Source organism: Janibacter zhaoxuefangae (assembly GCF_050271985.1).
Lineage (GTDB): Bacteria > Actinomycetota > Actinomycetes > Actinomycetales > Dermatophilaceae.
Genome location: NZ_CP189849.1, coordinates 2,064,852 through 2,080,924, shown reverse-complemented (window position 1 = coordinate 2,080,924; position 16,073 = coordinate 2,064,852). Strand labels below are relative to the sequence as shown.

Below are 16,073 nucleotides of genomic sequence, written 5' to 3'. Positions count from 1 at the left end.
ATGGAAGGTGAGCCGACCCCGGACAGCATCGAGCAGGCGCTCCTCGGCCGCCCTGCATCCTTGGGCCGCCGGGAGGTCTCCCGGGGTGCCGGCGTCTCCATCCGCTCCGCCCGCAAGCTGTGGCACGCCCTCGGCTTCCCCCAAGTCCCGGAGGGCGAGGCGATGTTCACCGAGGCCGACAGCGAGGCGCTCGCCATCGCGGCGCGGATGGTGCGCGAAGGGGGCTACGAGGAGGAGTTCATCCTCGCCATGACGCGGGCGCTGGCGCGCAACACCGACCGGCTCGCCGTGTGGCAGACCCAGCTCGTCTCCGAGGCGCTGGCCGGGCAGGCCGCGGGCTTCGCCGGCGACGCCGTCGAGCCTGACTCCGAGGAAGGGGGCCGCCGGGGCGTCACCCCGGAGGTGGCCCGCGAGACCGCGCGACAGCTCGTCGACATGGTCGACGTCCTCGAGCCCCTGCTCGTCTACGCGTGGCGCCGCCAGCTGACGGCTGCCCTGTCCCGTTTCCTCGCCGACGCGGACCCGACGACGGAGACGCTCGGCCACGAGCGGACCGTCGGCTTTGCCGACCTCGTCAACTTCACCAACGTCGTGCGGCGGCTCAGCGAGACCGAGCTCGGGCACCTCGTCCAGCGGTTCGAGGTGACGGCCTCGGACATCATCACCGCGCACGGTGGTCGGGTGATCAAGACCGTGGGCGACGAGGTCATGTTCACGACGCACGAGGCGGCCCCCGCGGCCGCCATCGCCCTCGACCTCGTCGAGGCCTGCGCGGAGGACGACGTGCTGCCGGACGTCCGCGTCGGGATGGCCTACGGGCCGGTGATCTCCCGACTCGGCGACGTCTTCGGCACCACGGTCAACCGTGCGAGCCGACTGACGGCCGTCACCCCCAAGCGCGGGGTGTTCGTCGACGACGCGCTGACTCGTCGGCTGGCGGCGCTCTCCGGCTTCGAGACGTGGCCCGAGCGACGGCGGGTGCTGCGGGGCATCGGCTCCGTCACCCCGAGTCGGCTGCAGCGCAGCACCGGCGCTCGCGTGCCCGGCACGCCGCACCACTGAGCCTGACTCGCCGGATCCCGCCCCAGGACGCCACCGCCACGCACCGGGACACCGCCGTCGAGGAGCGCCATCCGGAGGGGGCACCTACGATGCAGCGCATGACTCGTGTGCTGCTCGCCGAAGATGACCCGGCCATCTCCGACCCCTTGGCGCGCGCCCTGCGCCGCGAGGGCTACGAGGTCGAGGTCTTCGCCGACGGGCAGGACGTGCTCGCCGCCGCGCGACTGCACCCCGACCTCGTGGTCCTCGATCTGGGTCTGCCCACCATCGACGGCCTCGAGGTCTGCCGTCGCCTGCGCAGCGAGGGGAGCTCGGTGCCCGTCCTCGTCCTCACGGCGCGCGCCGACGAGGTCGACACCGTCGTGGGGCTCGACGCCGGCGCGGACGACTACGTCACCAAGCCCTTCCGTCTGGCCGAACTGTTGGCCCGTGCCCGTGCCCTGCTGCGGCGCAAGGCCGGCGAGACCACGACGGATGACGACATCGTGCGGATCGACCCCGAGGGCCGGCGCGCCTGGTTCCACGGTGACGAGCTCCAGCTGACCGCGAAGGAGTTCGCCGTCCTCCGCGTCCTCGTGCGCGAGCGGGGCAAGGTCGTCTCCCGGGAGCAGCTCATGCGCGAGGTGTGGGAGACGGCCTGGTACGGGTCGACCAAGACCCTCGACATGCACATCTCCGTCCTGCGCAAGAAGCTCGGCGACGACGCGACCCAGCCCACACACATCACGACCGTCCGCGGCGTGGGTTTCCGCTTCGACGCCGACGCGGTCTGAGGTCCGCGTGCGTCAGGCGCTGATCCGCTCGACCACGATGGCCGTGCTCGCGGCGGCGGCCGTCATGGGCCTGCCCCTGCTCGCGCTCCTCGTCTGGGTGGCCGCGCGCGACCGCGCACAGGTCGAGCACTACCTGTCCGCGGAGCGGATCGGTGAGCTCGTCGTCCGGGCGACCTTCGGGGTCGCGGCCCTCACGGTCATCGCCGTCGTCGTCGGCACGCTCATCGCGAGGCGCCAGGCGAAGGTGCTCGCAGACCCGCTGCGGCGGCTCGCCGAGCGGGCCGAGCGGCTCGGTGCCGGCGAGTCGCGCTTTGAGCCGCTCGACTCCGGCATCGCCGAGGTCGATCTCGTCGCGGACGTGCTCGCGCACTCCGCCGCGGAGTTCAACCGCACCATCGCGGACGAGCGACGCTTCGCCGCCGACGCGTCCCACCAGCTCCGCACGCCGCTGACCGCCCTGCTGATGCGCCTCGAAGAGATCGCGATGACCGACGATCTCGAGGCCATCCGGGAGGAGGCCAACATCGGCACGACCCAGGTCGAGCGCCTGACCCAGGTCGTCGACGACATGCTCAGCCGCAGCCGGCAGGGCGCCGGGGCCGACAGCTCCGTCTCCCTCGACAGCGTGCTGGCGTCACTGCAGCGCGAGTTCCAGCCCTCCTTCGGGCAGGCGCGTCGCTCCATCCACGTGAAGGGGACCCGCGGGCTCGTCGTGCGCTGCACGCCGACGAACCTCTCCCAGATCCTCGCCACGCTCCTGGAGAACTCCCTCATCCACGGCGCCGGGACCGTCGAGGTCGACGCGCGCCGCTCGGGCCCGTCCGTCGTCATCGAGGTCCGCGATCAGGGCCAGGGGGTGCCGCTGGCGCTCGCCCCGCACATCTTCGAGCGGTCGGTCACCTCGGGCGGCAGCGGCCTCGGGCTCTCGCTCGCGCGCGACATCGCGGAGAAGAGCGGCGGACGCCTCGAGCTGCTCAGCGCCCAGCCGGCCGTCTTCGCGGCCTTCCTGTCCGAGGCCGGCGCGGTCCGCTGAGTCCGCCTCGGGCGGCGGGGACTCAGCCGCCGTGCGGGGTCTCGTCCTCGGCGGGTTCGTGGGCGAAGACGAGGGTGCGGTAGGCCCAGAAGCGGAAGGCCGTCCCGAGGACGATGCCGACCACCTTCGCGATGTTGTCGCCGACCAGCGTCGCGTAGCCGAGCACGTAGTGCGAGAAGGCGACCGTGAAGGCGCTCAGCAGCAGGGCGACGCCGTTGGTCCCGAAGAAGAGCGCCAGTTCGTGGTGCGGCGGCCGGTTGCGGCGGCGGCGGAAGGTCCAGTAGCGGTTGCCCAGCCACGCCACGACCGTCGCGATCGACGTGCTGAGGATCGTGGCGGTCGTCGGCTTGTCGCCGGCGAAGACCGCATGGCTCAACAGGTTGAAGGTGCCCAGATCGACGACGAAGGCGACGGCGCCGACGAGGCCGAACTTGATCAGCTCGCGATAGAAGGTGCCCATCATGTCCCGCGCGCGCTGCAGCACGCGGCTCGGGAGCGAGGTTGCCGGGGGGATGGGCACCGGACGAGACTAGAGGACCGCGCGGCTATCCTCGGTCCGTGACCACCCCCCAGCGTGCCCCCGGCGGTTTCCCCGTGGTCGGGATCATCGGCGGCGGCCAGCTTGCCCGGATGTGCGCGGCCCCCGCCGCCGAGCTGGGGATCACCCTCAGCGTCCTCGCCGAGGCCCCCGACGCCAGCGCCGCCCTCGTCATCCCGTCCGCGCCCGTCGGTGACCACACCTCCGTCGCGGACGTGCTGGCCTTCGCCGCGCACTGCGACGTCATCACCTTCGACCACGAGCACGTCCCCGCGGACGTCCTCGCGGCGCTCGAGCAGGCCGGTGTGCCGATGCACCCGACACCTGCCGCGCTCGTCTTCGCGCAGGACAAGATCGCCATGCGCGAGCGGCTCACCGCCGCGGAGGTGCCCTGCCCCCGCTGGGCGACGGCGCACACGGCCGCGGATGTTGACGATTTCGGCCAGCGGGTGGGGTGGCCGGTCGTGGCCAAGACGCCGCGCGGCGGCTACGACGGGAAGGGGGTCCGCCTGGTCGGGTCCTCGCCCGAGCTGGCCGACTGGCTCGCGACCGCGCAGCAGCAGGGGGAGCCTCTGCTGCTCGAGGAGCGGGTCCCCTTCGTCCGCGAGCTCGCCGTGCTCATCGCCCGCAGCCCGTCCGGGCAGGCCGCGGCGTGGCCGGTCGTCGAGACCGTCCAGACCGACGGCGTGTGCACCGAGGTGCTCGCCCCCGCCCCCGGCCTCTCGCCGGAGGCGGCGAGGGAGGCCACGGCGATCGGCCTGCGGATCGCTGCCGAACTCGACGTCACCGGCGTCTTCGCCGTCGAGCTCTTCGAGGTGAGCGGCGACGACGGCAGCCACGTGCTCGTCAACGAACTGGCGATGCGGCCGCACAACTCCGGCCACTGGTCGATGGACGGCGCGGTCACCGGGCAGTTCGAGCAGCACCTGCGGGCGGTCCTCGACCTGCCGCTGGGGTCACCGCTCCCTCGGGCACCGTGGACGGTCATGGCCAACGTCCTCGGCGGCGACTACCCGGACCTCTACCCGGCCTACCGCCACATCCTGGCGCGCGACCCGGACCTGAAGGTCCACCTGTACGGCAAGGGTGTCCGGCCCGGCCGCAAGATCGGGCACGTGACGGTCTGCGGCGACGACCTCGCCGACCTGCGCGAACGCGCCGGCCACGCGGCCGACTACCTCCAGGGAGTGATCACGGAATGAGTGACCAGCAGCCGCTCGTCGGCATCGTCATGGGCAGCGACAGCGACTGGCCCGTCATGGAGCTGGCGGCCCAGGCGCTCGAGGAGTTCGGCGTCCCGCACGAGGTCGACGTCGTGTCGGCGCACCGCATGCCCGACGAGATGATCGCCTACGGGCAGGGCGCAGCGGACCGGGGGCTGCGGGTCATCATCGCCGGGGCCGGGGGCGCCGCCCACCTGCCGGGGATGCTCGCCGCGGTCACGCCGCTGCCGGTGATCGGCGTGCCCGTCCCGCTCAAGCACCTCGACGGCATGGACTCGCTGCTCTCGATCGTCCAGATGCCCGCGGGCGTGCCCGTCGCCACGGTGTCCATCGGTGGCGCCCGGAACGCCGGGCTGCTCGCCGTGCGCACCCTCGCGGCGGGGGAGGGGCCGGCGGCCGAGCGGCTCCGCGCGGCGATGGTCGACTTCCAGTCGGCGCTGCGCGACCAGGCGCAGGCGAAGGGCGCCGCTCTGCGGGAGCGGCGCACCCGCTGAGTCGGGCGACCTTCGCTCGAGGTGGGTCAGCGCCCGAAGGGGTGTGACTGCACCTTGGTGTACTCGATCTTGGGGCAGGCATCCATGACGACGCCCAAGCCCGCGGCGCGAGCGCGCTCGGCCGCGGCCTCGTCGGAGACGCCGAGCTGCATCCAGATCGCGTCGATCGTCAGCCGGTCCTTGTTGGCAATGGCCTGATCGACGACCGCGCCGACCTCCGCGCTGTTGACGAAGCAGTCGACGACCTTGAGGTCCGTCCCGTCCGGGATGTCGTCGAGGGTGGCGTAACCCTGCTCGCCGTGCACGACCTTCGCGTCCGGGTGGACCGGGATGATCCCCTTCCCGAGCTCGAACTTGATCCAGCGCGCGATGGTGAAGGCGTCGCGGGACTCGTTGTCCGAGAGACCCACCACGGCCCACACTCCGGGGTCGTGCAGCAGGTCACGGATCAGGGCGGGGTCATTGCGATGCGGGAGAGGCATGACCACATCACACCCCACATCCTCCGCGAGGGCAACGGCCTGTGCGTACGATGCTCGGGTTCGTCCCCCGCAGACAGGATCACCCTCCATGAAGATCGCAGTCGTCGGGACCGGCTATGTCGGCCTGTCCATGTCCGTCCTCCTCGCGCAGCACAACGAGGTCGTCGGCTTCGACATCGACGCCGGACGGGTGGCCGCCCTCAACGAGCGTCGCAGCCCCATCTCGGACACCGAGATCGTGGAGTACCTGACCACGAAGGACCTCGATCTGCGCTTCACGCTCGACAAGGAGGAGGCCTACGCGGGGGCTGCCTTCGTCATCATCGCCACGCCGACGGACTACGACCCGGAGACGAACTACTTCAACACCTCGACGGTCGAGGGCGTCGTCGCCGACGTCATGCGGATCAACCCCGACGCCGTCATGGTCATCAAGTCGACGATCCCCGTGGGCTACACCGTCGGTCTGCGCGAGTCCCTCGGCGCGACGAACGTGATCTTCTCCCCGGAGTTCCTGCGTGAGGGCAAGGCGCTCTACGACAACCTCCACCCGTCGCGGATCATCGTGGGCGAGGTGAGTGACCGGGCCAAGCAGTTCGCCGAGTTGCTGCGCGAGGGTGCCATCGACAAGGACTGCGAGGTCCTCCTGACGGACAGCACCGAGGCCGAGGCGATCAAGCTCTTCGCCAACACCTACCTCGCGATGCGCGTCGCCTACTTCAACGAGCTCGACACCTTCGCCGCGACCCACGGGCTCAACACGCGTCAGATCATCGACGGCGTCGGCCTGGACCCGCGGATCGGCTCGCACTACAACAACCCGTCCTTCGGCTACGGCGGCTACTGCCTGCCCAAGGACACCAAGCAGCTGCTGGCGAACTACAAGGACGTCCCGCAGACGCTGATGAAGGCGATCGTCGACTCCAACACGACCCGCATGGACTTCGTCGCCGACGACATCCTCGCGCGCAGCCCGCGGACCGTCGGCGTGCACCGCCTCATCATGAAGGCCGGCTCGGACAACTTCCGCGCCAGCAGCGTCCAGGGCGTCATCGAGCGGATCAAGGCGAAGGGGGTCGACGTGGTCATCTACGAGCCCGCCCTCGATGCCAGCGACTTCCTCGGGACGCCGGTGACCACGGACCTGGACTCGTTCGTCGAGGCGTCCGACGTCATCATCGCCAACCGGCTCGTCGACGAGCTGATGCCGGTGCGCGACAAGGTCTACACGCGCGACCTCTTCGGCAACGACTGACGCGTCACCCGCTGCGCCCCCTTCGGCGGCAGCACCCAGGCAAGCACCACCCCGTCACCCTCATCACACCGCTCGACAGGACAAGGACGCCCATGGCCGGCAACGCCGATTTCGACCTCTTCCGAACCAACGAGGATCACGAGGCTCTGCGCGAGGCCGTCCGGGCCGTCGCCGAGGCCAAGGTCAAGCCCTTCGCCGCGGCCGTCGACGAGGAGGCCCGCTACCCGCAGGAGGCCCACGACGCGCTCGTCGCGGCCGACTTCTTCGCCCCGCACGTCGGTGAGGAGTACGGCGGCGTCGGCGCCGACGCCCTCGCCACCTGCATCGTCATCGAGGAGGTGTCCCGGGTGTGCGCGGCCTCCGCGCTCATCCCCGCCGTGAACAAGCTCGGCTCCATGCCGGTCATCCTCGGCGGCAACGACGAGATCAAGCAGCGCTACCTTCCCGACCTCGCGTCCGGCAAGTCCGGCTTCTCCTACGGCCTGTCCGAGCGCGAGGCCGGCTCCGACACGGCGTCGATGAAGTGCCGCGCGAAGGCGGACGGCGACGGCTGGGTCCTCAACGGCCAGAAGTCGTGGATCACCAACGCCGGCGTCAGCGACTACTACACGGTGCTCGCCGTGACCGACCCCGAGGGCCAGCGCGGCAACAACGTCACCGCCTTCGTCGTGGAGAAGTCCGACGAGGGGTTCACCTTCGGTGAGAAGGAGCGCAAGCTCGGCATCAAGGGCAGCCCCACGCGTGAACTCCACTTCGACAACGTGCGCATCCCCGGCGACCGCATCATCGGCAAGGAGGGCGAGGGCCTCAAGATCGCGCTCCGCACCCTCGACCACACCCGCGTCACCATCGGCGCGCAGGCCGTCGGCATCGCCCAGGGCGCCCTCGACGAGGCGCTGGCCTACGTCAAGGAGCGCAAGCAGTTCGGCAAGCGGATCGCCGACTTCCAGGGCATCCAGTTCATGCTCGCGGACATGGCGATGGAGGTCGAGACGGCCCGGCAGATGGTCTACGTCGCCGCCGCGAAGTCCGAGCGCGAGGACAAGGACCTGTCGTTCTTCGGCGCCGCGGCCAAGTGCTACGCCTCCGACGTGGCCATGAAGGTCACCACCGATGCGGTCCAGCTGCTCGGCGGCGCCGGCTACACGCGTGACTTCCCGCTCGAGCGGATGATGCGCGACGCCAAGATCACCCAGATCTACGAAGGCACCAACCAGATCCAGCGCGTCGTCATGGCGCGTCAGCTCCTCAAGGGCTGAGGCCGCCGGGCAGCCGCGCCCGTCGCGCCCGCCCATGTGCCGCCCCACTGAAGCCGCACCCCACTGCCACCAGGCACGTGGGGTGCGGCTTCAGTCGCGGTAGGACAGCGTCGTCATCATCCCGGCCTCGCCGTGGTAGGCGTTGTGGCAGTGGGTCATCCACTGTCCGGGGTTGGTCGCGTCGAGGTCGACGACGACGCTGCGCATCGGGGCGACGATGACGGTGTCCTTGCGCGCTCCGGGCCGTCCGGCGGCGTCCACGACCGCGAAGGTGTGGCCGTGAACGTGCATCGGGTGGAACATCATCGTCGCGTTCCGCAGGCGCAGCCTGACTCGCTCGCCCTGCCGCACGTCCAGCGGTTGCTGGTGCTCGAAGGTGCGCCCGTTGATGGTCCAGACGTAGCCGGACGAGGAGCCACCCATGCCGCCCATGCCGCCCATGCCGCCCATGGATCCGCCCAGGTCCAGATCGTGGGTGCGGTCCACGCGGCGGACCGGCAGCGCAGCCGACGTCGCCGGGGCGAGGTCGGCCACCGTCAGGACGCGCCCGTCGAGCTCGGTCGTCCGCGCCGTGGAGGACGGGGCCGCGCCGGCGGCGGTGCGCACGACCGCCAGGCCGTGGCCGTGTTTGCCCTCCGCGGCGGCGACCAGTGGGAACGCCCCGTCACCGAGGGTGAGCACGAGGTCGACGCGTTCACCCATCCCGAGCAGGACCGCGTCACCGGTCACCGGCACGACGGGGAAGCCGTCCGCGTGGGTGAGGCTCAGCTGGTGGCCGCCGACGGCCAACCGGAAGGCGGTGTCCGCGGCCGCGTTCACCACCCGCATCCGGACCCGCTGACCGGGGCGACCGGTCAAGGTCACGGGCGACACCGGCACCCGGCCGTTGACGAGGTAGTGGGGGTAGGCGATGTCGCCGGCGCCCCCGAGCAGCGGTGACGTCATGTCGCCGCTGGTGCCGTACCCACCGGGGCCGTATCCACCCATGCCGCCCATGTGGCCGGAGGTCGAGCCGGATCCGGAGAGCAGCTCCGACATGACGTCATCGGGCGTGCGTCCGGTGCCGTCGACCCAGTCGTCGAGGACGACGACCCACTCCTGATCGTGGTCGCCGGGCTCGGCCGGATCCTCCACGACGAGGACGCCGTACAGGCCGCGGTCCAGCTGGACCCCGACGTGGGGGTGGAAGAAGTAGGTGCCCGGGTCGGGGACGGTGAAGTCGTAGCGGAACGAGCCGGCCGGGGCGATGGGTGCCTGCGTCATGCCCGGCACGCCGTCCATGTCGTTGCGCAGGGCGATCCCGTGCCAGTGCACCGTCGTGGGAGCCGGCAGGTCGTTCGTCAGATCGACGACGAGGCGGTCACCGGCACGGGTGCGGATCGTCGGCCCCGGGACGGTCCCGAACGACCACGTGTCGACCACGGGTCCACCCAGGTCGATCGGGCCGGGAGCCGCGGTGAGCCGAGTGGTCACGGTCCGACCCGTGTGCCGGCGAGCCCGCTCGGCAGCCTCCACCGCGGACGACGTCGGCGTGACGAGACGCGACGTGGCGGACCCGCAGGCCGACAACCCGAAGGCGCTCAACCCCAGGGCGCCCAACCCCACGATCCCGGCGCCACCGGCGAGCAGCGTGCGCCGTGCCACCGGCCCACCCGTGGTGGGAGCGCCGTCGGCCGGGTGTGACGCTGCCGTGCTCGACGACGTCACGACCGGCCCATCAACGCCGCCAGCCGCGAGCGGAACTCGGCCTCGTCGATGTCTCCCGCGGCGAAGCGCTGCTCGAGCAGGGCACGTGCCGCCGGTGAGGCCTCGTGACGGAGCGCGGGGGCCGTGGCGTGATCCGTGGGGGGCTCCGCCGCGCGGTCGGGCCGACCCCAAGGCCAGCGCAGCACCGCCACGATCGCCACCGCCACCAGAACCCACAGTCCGGACATCATCACGATCATGACCACCCAGTTGCCCCAGCCGTTGCCGTAGCCACCCATCATGGGGATCACCTTCTCCTTCTCCGTGTCCGTCCTCCCAGCGTGCGACCGCGGCACCCCACCTCCGATCGCGCAACGATGAAGGTTCGCTGAAGAACGGTCCGGTCGGACTCGAGTGGCCACGGCCGCCCGTGGGGGCCTGCGACGATGGCGCCATGAGCACCCAGGACGCCGCCCGTCGACCTGGTGTCGTGCGCGGGCTGCGCGCTTTGGTCGTCGAGGATGACGTCCCCATGGCGGACGTCATCGCCAGCTACCTCGACCGCGACGGATTCGAGGTCCGCACCTGCGGCAACGGGTTCGACGCCGTCGACATCGCCCGCGAACTCGACCCCGATGTCGTCGTGCTCGACCTCGGGCTGCCCGGCCAGGACGGGCTGGAGGTGTGTCGAGCGCTGCGCACCTTCTCGGATGCCTATGTGGTCATGCTCACCGCCCGCACGGACGAGGTCGACACCCTCGTCGGGCTGTCCGTCGGCGCCGACGACTACATGACCAAGCCGTTCAGCCCGCGCGAGCTCGCTGCCCGGCTGCGCGCCATGTTGCGTCGCCCGCGGGCCATCGGTGGGCACGGCGCCGCGCAGCCGCAGTTGCGTACCTTCGGCGACCTGTCCATCGACCCACTGGGCCGCGATGTGTGGGTCGGCTCCGAGCCGGTTCCCTTGACCCGCACGGAGTTCGACCTGCTCGCCGCACTGTCGGCCCGACCGCAGATGGCGTTCAGCCGGCGGCAACTCATTCAGGAGGTGTGGGGGTCGGGCTGGGTCGGCGACGAGCACCTCGTCGACGTCCACGTCCTGCACCTGCGCCGCAAGCTCGGCGACGACGCCACCACATCGCGGTTCATCCGCACGGTCCGCGGCGTCGGGTACCGGATGGGGACCGGCGCATGACCACCGATCCCGAGGCGATGCCCTCGCCCGGCCCCGGGCGAGCGCCCTCGTCCGAGCGGACGTGGCTGCGCCCCGCTGGACTGGCGACGCGTCTGCTGTTGGCCCAGGGGTTGCTGCTGCTTGCCGGCGCCGGGACCGCGTGGCTCATCGCCATCACCGTCGGGCCCGGCGAGTTCCACAAGCACATGCTGGAGGCGGGCGGTCGGCACACGGCCGCCGAGCTCGAGCACATCGAACGAGGGTTCCGCCGCGCACTGGTCGTGGGCCTCTCGGTCGGTCTGGTCGCGTCCGTCGTCATCGCCCTGGTCGTCACGTGGTGGTTCAGCCGGCGGTTGCGCAGCTCCACCGCGGCCGTGGCCACGTCGACCACCCGGATCAGCCACGGGCACTACGACACTCGCGTCCCGACCGTCGGCCTCGGCCACGAGTTCGACCACCTCGCGGCGACGGTCAACGAGCTCGCCACCCGCCTCGAACGCGTCGAGCAGACCAGGGCGCGCCTGCTGGCGGACGTCGCGCACGAGATGCGCACCCCGCTGGCGAGCATCGACGCTCACCTCGAGGCCATCGAGGACGGGGTCCGCAGCGCCGACCCCGCCACGCTGGCCGTCCTGCGCGGCAACACCCATCGCCTGCGCCGCCTCGCCGACGACATCACCACCGTCAGCCGCGCCGAGGAGGGCCGCCTGGACCTGAGGCCCACAACCACTCCAGCGGCCGACCTCTTGCGCGGGGCCGGCGCGGCGGCCGCGGACGCCTACGCCACGGCCGGTGTCACTGTGCGGGTCGAGGCCGACACCCCCGCCACCGTCGACGTCGACCCCGACCGGATCAGTCAGGTCCTGGGGAACCTGCTCGACAACGCCCTGCACCACACCAGCGCGCCGGGCACCGTCACGCTCACCGCGCGCCGCGGCCGTGACCGCACCGTCGAACTCGTCGTCGCCGACACCGGGAGCGGGATCGACGAAGCCGACCTGCCGCACATCTTCGATCGGTTCTACCGGGCCGACCCTTCCCGCCAGCACCGTGGCGGGAGCGGGATCGGGCTGACCATCAGTCGCGCCATCGTCGATGCCCATGGCGGCACCCTCGTCGCGACCAGCGACGGCCCCGGTCGCGGGGCGACCTTCGTCATCACTCTCCCCGTCACCAGGTGACCTCCTCGCAGCCGGTGTGGCTGTCGGGCTCGACCTGGAGGGTCGCGTGCTCGACGCCGAAGGTCGCGCGCATGACCTGTCGTGCGCGGTCGAGGACGTCGTGCGCATCGACCCCGTCGGCCGTGACCAGGTGCGCCGTGGCCACGTTCATGCCGGAGGTCAGCGTCCACACGTGCAGGTCGTGGACGCCACTGACGCCGGGCACCGCGGCCAGCGCCTCGGCGACCCGGTCGGGATCCATCCCGGCGGGGGCGTGCTGCCCGAGGACGACAAGCACCTCCCGGCCGAGCAGGATCGCGCGGACGGCGACGAAGGCGGCGATGGCCAGGGCGATGCCGGTGTCCCACCACGCGTTCCCGGTCCGGGCGACCATGACGCCGGCGACGATGACCCCGATCGAGCCGAGAGTGTCGGCGAGGACCTCGAGGTAAGCGCCCTTGACGTTGAGGGACTCGTCGGCGCCGCCGCGCAGCAGGACGATGCAGACGAGGTTGACGACCAGGCCGAGTGCTCCGACGAGGAGCATGGGGCCGGAGGCCACGTCCGGGGTGCCGCCGATCCGGCGGACGGCCTCCACGGCGATGAAGGCGGAGACACCGAGCATGAGCAGGACGGCCAGGCCGGAGGCGAAGACCTCGGCGCGGTAGGAGCCGAAGGTCCGCCGGCCGGTCGTGTCCGGTCGGGCGGCGATACGGGTGGCGGTCAGCGCGGCCCCGAGGGCCACGACGTCTGCGGCCATGTGCCCGGCATCGGAGAGCAGCGCGAGGGAGCCGGAGACCAGACCGGTGACGAGCTCGACGCCGAAGAAGCCGGCCACGAGGACGAAGGCGGTCCGCAGCCGCCAGCGGTGCGCGGCGCCGGCATGCCCGCCGTGCGAGTGACCACCGCCGTGGGAGTGGCCACTCATGAGGCGGCGGGGGTGTCCGTGGGCGTGATGTCCCTGGGTGCCGAGCGCATGTGCCGAGCCTAGGCGCGGCTCGGCGGGACTCAGGCGAGGGTGAGGAAGAGCTTCTCCATCGTGGCCAGATCGTCGTCGCTGATCCCGTCGGGGGAGGTGAGGCACTCGCGCAGACCCGCGGAGACGATCGCGAAGCCGGCCCGGTCGATGGCGCGGTTGACCGCGGCCAGCTGCGTGACGATGTCCTTGCAGTCGCGACCTTCCTCGATCAGGCGGATGACGCCACCGATCTGGCCCTGGGCACGACGGAGACGGTTGAGGACGGGCGCCATGTCGTCGTCGTTGAGGGTGACCATCGGGGACTCCTGGTGTGGGAAGCGTGTGGAAAGGGGGCGTCAGTGTGGTGTCGCGCCTGGGGCTCTGCTGCCGTCGAGTCAACTTGACTCGTATACCCCCTAGGGTACTACAGTGCAGGAAGAAGATACCCCCAAGGGTATGAACGTCACGCCAAGGAGCCCACCCCATGACGCACAGCGCCACCCCCGCCGGGCCGGTCATCGTGCCCATCGAGACGCCCTCCCTCGGGGACCGGTCCTACCTGGCCCACGACGGAGACGTCGCGATCGTCGTCGACCCGCAGCGGGACATCGATCGCGTCCTCGCGCTGGCCGCGGAGCACGGGGTGACGGTCACCCACGTCTTCGAGACCCACATCCACAACGACTACGTCACCGGCGGACTCGCGCTGGCCGAGGCCGCCGGCGCCGCCTACCACGTCAACGGTGCCGACCCCGTGCGCTTCGAGCGCACCCCGGTGGCCGACGGCGACGTCATCGACGTCTCGCCGTCGATGCGGGTGCGGGTCATCGCCACCCCCGGCCACACCTTCACCCACCTCTCCTACGCCCTCGAGTGGATCGCCGACGACGTGCAGTCCGTGGGCGTCTTCACGGGCGGTTCGCTGCTCTTCGGAGCGACCGGCCGACCCGACCTGCTGGGCCACGAGCACGCCGATGCCCTGGCCCGCCACCAGTTCTCGTCCGCGCACCGGCTCGCCGACGAGCTGCCGGAGCACACCCACGTGCTGCCCACCCACGGCTTCGGGTCGTTCTGCTCCGCCGGCTCCACCGGCGACGCCACGGCCTCGACCATCGGCACGGAGAAGCGGATCAATCCCGCCCTGACCCAGGACGAGGAGCGCTGGGTGGCCGACATCCTTGCCGGCCTCGACGCCTATCCCGCTTACTACGCCCACATGGACCCGGCCAACAGCGCCGGACCGGGGGCCCCGGACCTGTCGGCTCCCGAGGCTGCCGACAAGGCGACGCTCGCCGCCCGCATCGCGGCGGGGGAGTGGGTCGTCGACCTCCGCACCCGCACCGCCTTCGCCGCCGGTCACGTGACGGGCACCCTCAACATTGGCCTCGACGGTCAGTTCTCGACCTACCTCGGTTGGCTGATCCCGTGGGGCACTCCGCTCACCGTCCTCGGAGAGTCCGCCGAGCAGGTCGCGCAGGCGCAGCGCGAACTCGTCCGGATCGGCATCGACCACCTCGAGGGCGCCGCCACCGGCACCCCGCAGGAGTGGACCGACGGGGCGCTCGGCTCCTTCGAGCGGGCGACCTTCGCCGACCTCGCCCAGGTGCGACACCACCGCGAGGTGGCCGTCCTCGACGTGCGCCGCGTGACGGAGTTCGCCGACGGTCACATCGACGGCGCGACCAGCATCCCGCTGCACGAGCTGCTCGGCCGCCTCGCCGACGTCCCGGCCGGCGAGGTCTGGGTCCACTGCGCCGGCGGCTATCGCGCCTCGATCGCCGCGTCGGTCCTCGCCGCGAACGGTCACCCCGTCGTGGCCATCGACGACAGCTTCGGCGAGAGCGCGGCCGCCTCCGGTCTGCCCGTCGTCGCCGCCTGAGCCACCCCCACCCTCACCACCAACGCATCACCCAACCCCACCAAGGAGAAACCATGTGCCGTCCCGTCAACTGCAAGATCTGCGGCAAGACCACCTGGGCCGGTTGCGGCCAGCACGTCGACCAGGTCATGGCGCGCGTGCCGAACAGCGACCGCTGCGCCGGCCACGACAACGACGCGCCGAAGTCCGCCTCGTCCTCCGCCTCGGTGCTGAGCCGCCTCTTCGGCCGCGGCTGACCGGCGGCCGACGACCTTCATGACTCCCTTCGTCCTGCCCGCCGGGCTGCTCATCGGCCTCGCGCTCGGCGCCCTGGGCGGGGGCGGATCGATCCTCACGGTCCCGGCGCTGGTCCATCTCGTGGGCCAGGACCCGCGAGTGGCGACGACGGGCTCGCTCGTCATCGTGGGGATCACCTCGCTGATCGCGCTCGTCCCACATGCCCGACGCGGCAACGTCCGCGTCGGGCAGGGGCTGGCCTTCGGCGCCCTGGGCACGGCCGGCTCGTTCGCCGGGTCGTTCGCCTCGCGCCAGGTGTCGCCCGCGGTGTTGCTCGGGGCTTTCTCTCTGCTGATGCTGCTCGTCGCCGGGCTCATGGTCCGGCGCGCGCTCAGCGGCCGGGCCGCCGCAGCCGGTGCGGACGACGCCGGTCCCATGCTGAGCCTGCACCCCTTCGCGTGTGCCTGCCCCCGCGTCCTCAAGGTGCTCGTCACCGCGACCGCGGTCGGCCTGCTCACCGGGTTCTTCGGCGTGGGTGGCGGCTTCGCCCTCGTGCCCGCGCTCGTGCTCGCGCTGTCGTTCCCGGTGCCCGTGGCCGTCGGCACGTCGCTGCTCGTCATCGCGGTCAACAGCGCGACGGCGCTCATCGCGCGCACCAGCGGGGGCCTCACCCTCGACTGGAGCGTCATCGTGCTCTTCACGGCGGCCGCCATTGCCGGCAGCCTCATCGGCGGGAGGGTCGCGGCGAAGGTCGCTCCGCGTCACCTGACGCTGGCCTTCGCCGGCCTGCTCGTCGTCGTGGCGCTCTACACCGCGGGCAGCACGCTCGCCGGCGCGCTCTAGTGTCCTTACCTCTGAGCGCCCTAACTGTCCTTACCTCTGAG

Annotated in this window: 18 protein-coding genes; 12 read left to right on the top strand and 6 right to left on the bottom strand. The window is 71.5% G+C overall.

What is annotated here, in order from left to right; all coding sequences use genetic code 11:
- The 3 genes from ACQBAS_RS09775 (at window position 1) to ACQBAS_RS09765 (ending at window position 2,868) form a co-directional block, all read left to right on the top strand.
- On the top strand, window positions 1–1,062 hold the full coding sequence (locus ACQBAS_RS09775; protein ID WP_427383611.1) for an adenylate/guanylate cyclase domain-containing protein: 1,062 nt from the start codon (window positions 1–3) through the stop codon (window positions 1,060–1,062).
- Between the two features lie 98 nt (window positions 1,063–1,160).
- A complete protein-coding gene (locus ACQBAS_RS09770) occupies window positions 1,161–1,835 on the top strand; it encodes a response regulator transcription factor (RefSeq protein WP_427383609.1) in 675 nt (224 codons plus the stop codon).
- 7 nt (window positions 1,836–1,842) lie between these two features.
- On the top strand, window positions 1,843–2,868 hold the full coding sequence (locus tag ACQBAS_RS09765) for a sensor histidine kinase (RefSeq protein ID WP_427383607.1): 1,026 nt from the start codon (window positions 1,843–1,845) through the stop codon (window positions 2,866–2,868).
- A 22-nt stretch (window positions 2,869–2,890) separates the two neighbouring features.
- Here the strand turns inward: ACQBAS_RS09765 and ACQBAS_RS09760 are convergent, their stop codons facing one another.
- The gene (locus ACQBAS_RS09760) at window positions 2,891–3,388 is read right to left on the bottom strand and encodes a GtrA family protein (protein ID WP_427383605.1); all 498 of its coding nucleotides are present in this window, start codon (window positions 3,386–3,388) and stop codon (window positions 2,891–2,893) included.
- Between the two features lie 38 nt (window positions 3,389–3,426).
- Between ACQBAS_RS09760 and ACQBAS_RS09755 the strand changes: the two genes are divergently transcribed.
- Window positions 3,427–4,608 carry a 5-(carboxyamino)imidazole ribonucleotide synthase gene (locus tag ACQBAS_RS09755; protein ID WP_427383604.1) on the top strand — a complete coding sequence of 394 codons (1,182 nt, stop codon included), beginning with the start codon at window positions 3,427–3,429 and terminating at the stop codon, window positions 4,606–4,608.
- Window positions 4,605–5,123, top strand: coding sequence for a 5-(carboxyamino)imidazole ribonucleotide mutase (gene purE, locus ACQBAS_RS09750; RefSeq protein ID WP_427383603.1), 519 nt, complete (start codon window positions 4,605–4,607; stop codon window positions 5,121–5,123). The genes ACQBAS_RS09755 and purE overlap by 4 nt, the downstream gene beginning before the upstream one ends.
- Window positions 5,124–5,149: 26 nt before the next feature.
- Here purE and ACQBAS_RS09745 read toward each other — a convergent pair whose 3' ends face one another.
- Window positions 5,150–5,605: a CoA-binding protein gene (locus ACQBAS_RS09745; protein WP_427383602.1), complete on the bottom strand. Its 456-nt coding sequence runs from the start codon at window positions 5,603–5,605 to the stop codon at window positions 5,150–5,152.
- Between the two features lie 88 nt (window positions 5,606–5,693).
- Here ACQBAS_RS09745 and ACQBAS_RS09740 point away from each other — a divergent pair, with 88 nt between their 5' ends.
- Both ACQBAS_RS09740 and ACQBAS_RS09735 read left to right on the top strand, forming a co-directional pair.
- Entirely contained in the window at window positions 5,694–6,860 is a 1,167-nt protein-coding gene (locus ACQBAS_RS09740) for a nucleotide sugar dehydrogenase (protein ID WP_427383600.1), read from the top strand.
- Between the two features lie 92 nt (window positions 6,861–6,952).
- Window positions 6,953–8,119 carry an acyl-CoA dehydrogenase family protein gene (locus ACQBAS_RS09735; protein WP_427383599.1) on the top strand — a complete coding sequence of 389 codons (1,167 nt, stop codon included), beginning with the start codon at window positions 6,953–6,955 and terminating at the stop codon, window positions 8,117–8,119.
- 90 nt (window positions 8,120–8,209) lie between these two features.
- On the opposite strand, the gene ACQBAS_RS09730 is transcribed toward ACQBAS_RS09735, so the two are convergent.
- Window positions 8,210–9,763, bottom strand: a complete 1,554-nt coding sequence (locus ACQBAS_RS09730; protein WP_427383597.1) for a multicopper oxidase family protein — start codon at window positions 9,761–9,763, stop codon at window positions 8,210–8,212.
- Between the two features lie 59 nt (window positions 9,764–9,822).
- Window positions 9,823–10,116 (bottom strand): hypothetical protein, encoded by a 294-nt coding sequence (locus ACQBAS_RS09725; RefSeq protein ID WP_427383596.1) that lies wholly within the window; start codon window positions 10,114–10,116, stop codon window positions 9,823–9,825.
- A gap of 143 nt (window positions 10,117–10,259) precedes the next feature.
- On the opposite strand from ACQBAS_RS09725, the gene ACQBAS_RS09720 reads away from it, so the two are divergent.
- Both ACQBAS_RS09720 and ACQBAS_RS09715 read left to right on the top strand, forming a co-directional pair.
- Complete coding sequence (locus tag ACQBAS_RS09720) at window positions 10,260–10,997, top strand: response regulator (protein ID WP_427383595.1); 738 nt, start codon at window positions 10,260–10,262, stop codon at window positions 10,995–10,997.
- A complete protein-coding gene (locus ACQBAS_RS09715; RefSeq protein WP_427383594.1) occupies window positions 10,994–12,157 on the top strand; it encodes a HAMP domain-containing sensor histidine kinase in 1,164 nt (387 codons plus the stop codon). The genes ACQBAS_RS09720 and ACQBAS_RS09715 overlap by 4 nt, the downstream gene beginning before the upstream one ends.
- Here ACQBAS_RS09715 and ACQBAS_RS09710 read toward each other — a convergent pair.
- Together ACQBAS_RS09710 and ACQBAS_RS09705 are read right to left on the bottom strand one after the other, a co-directional pair.
- Window positions 12,147–13,064, bottom strand: coding sequence for a cation diffusion facilitator family transporter (locus ACQBAS_RS09710; RefSeq protein ID WP_427383592.1), 918 nt, complete (start codon window positions 13,062–13,064; stop codon window positions 12,147–12,149). The genes ACQBAS_RS09715 and ACQBAS_RS09710 overlap by 11 nt on opposite strands.
- An 80-nt stretch (window positions 13,065–13,144) precedes the next feature.
- Window positions 13,145–13,411 (bottom strand): metal-sensitive transcriptional regulator, encoded by a 267-nt coding sequence (locus tag ACQBAS_RS09705; RefSeq protein WP_427383591.1) that lies wholly within the window; start codon window positions 13,409–13,411, stop codon window positions 13,145–13,147.
- A gap of 167 nt (window positions 13,412–13,578) precedes the next feature.
- On the opposite strand from ACQBAS_RS09705, the gene ACQBAS_RS09700 reads away from it, so the two are divergent.
- Genes ACQBAS_RS09700 through ACQBAS_RS09690 form a run of 3 tightly spaced genes read left to right on the top strand, consistent with a single transcriptional unit; the run spans window position 13,579 to window position 16,032 of the window.
- Window positions 13,579–14,973, top strand: a complete 1,395-nt coding sequence (locus tag ACQBAS_RS09700; RefSeq protein WP_427383590.1) for an MBL fold metallo-hydrolase — start codon at window positions 13,579–13,581, stop codon at window positions 14,971–14,973.
- Between the two features lie 53 nt (window positions 14,974–15,026).
- A complete protein-coding gene (locus ACQBAS_RS09695; RefSeq protein ID WP_427383589.1) occupies window positions 15,027–15,209 on the top strand; it encodes a hypothetical protein in 183 nt (60 codons plus the stop codon).
- Between the two features lie 19 nt (window positions 15,210–15,228).
- Window positions 15,229–16,032, top strand: a complete 804-nt coding sequence (locus ACQBAS_RS09690; RefSeq protein WP_427383588.1) for a sulfite exporter TauE/SafE family protein — start codon at window positions 15,229–15,231, stop codon at window positions 16,030–16,032.
- Window positions 16,033–16,073 lie beyond the last annotated feature (41 nt).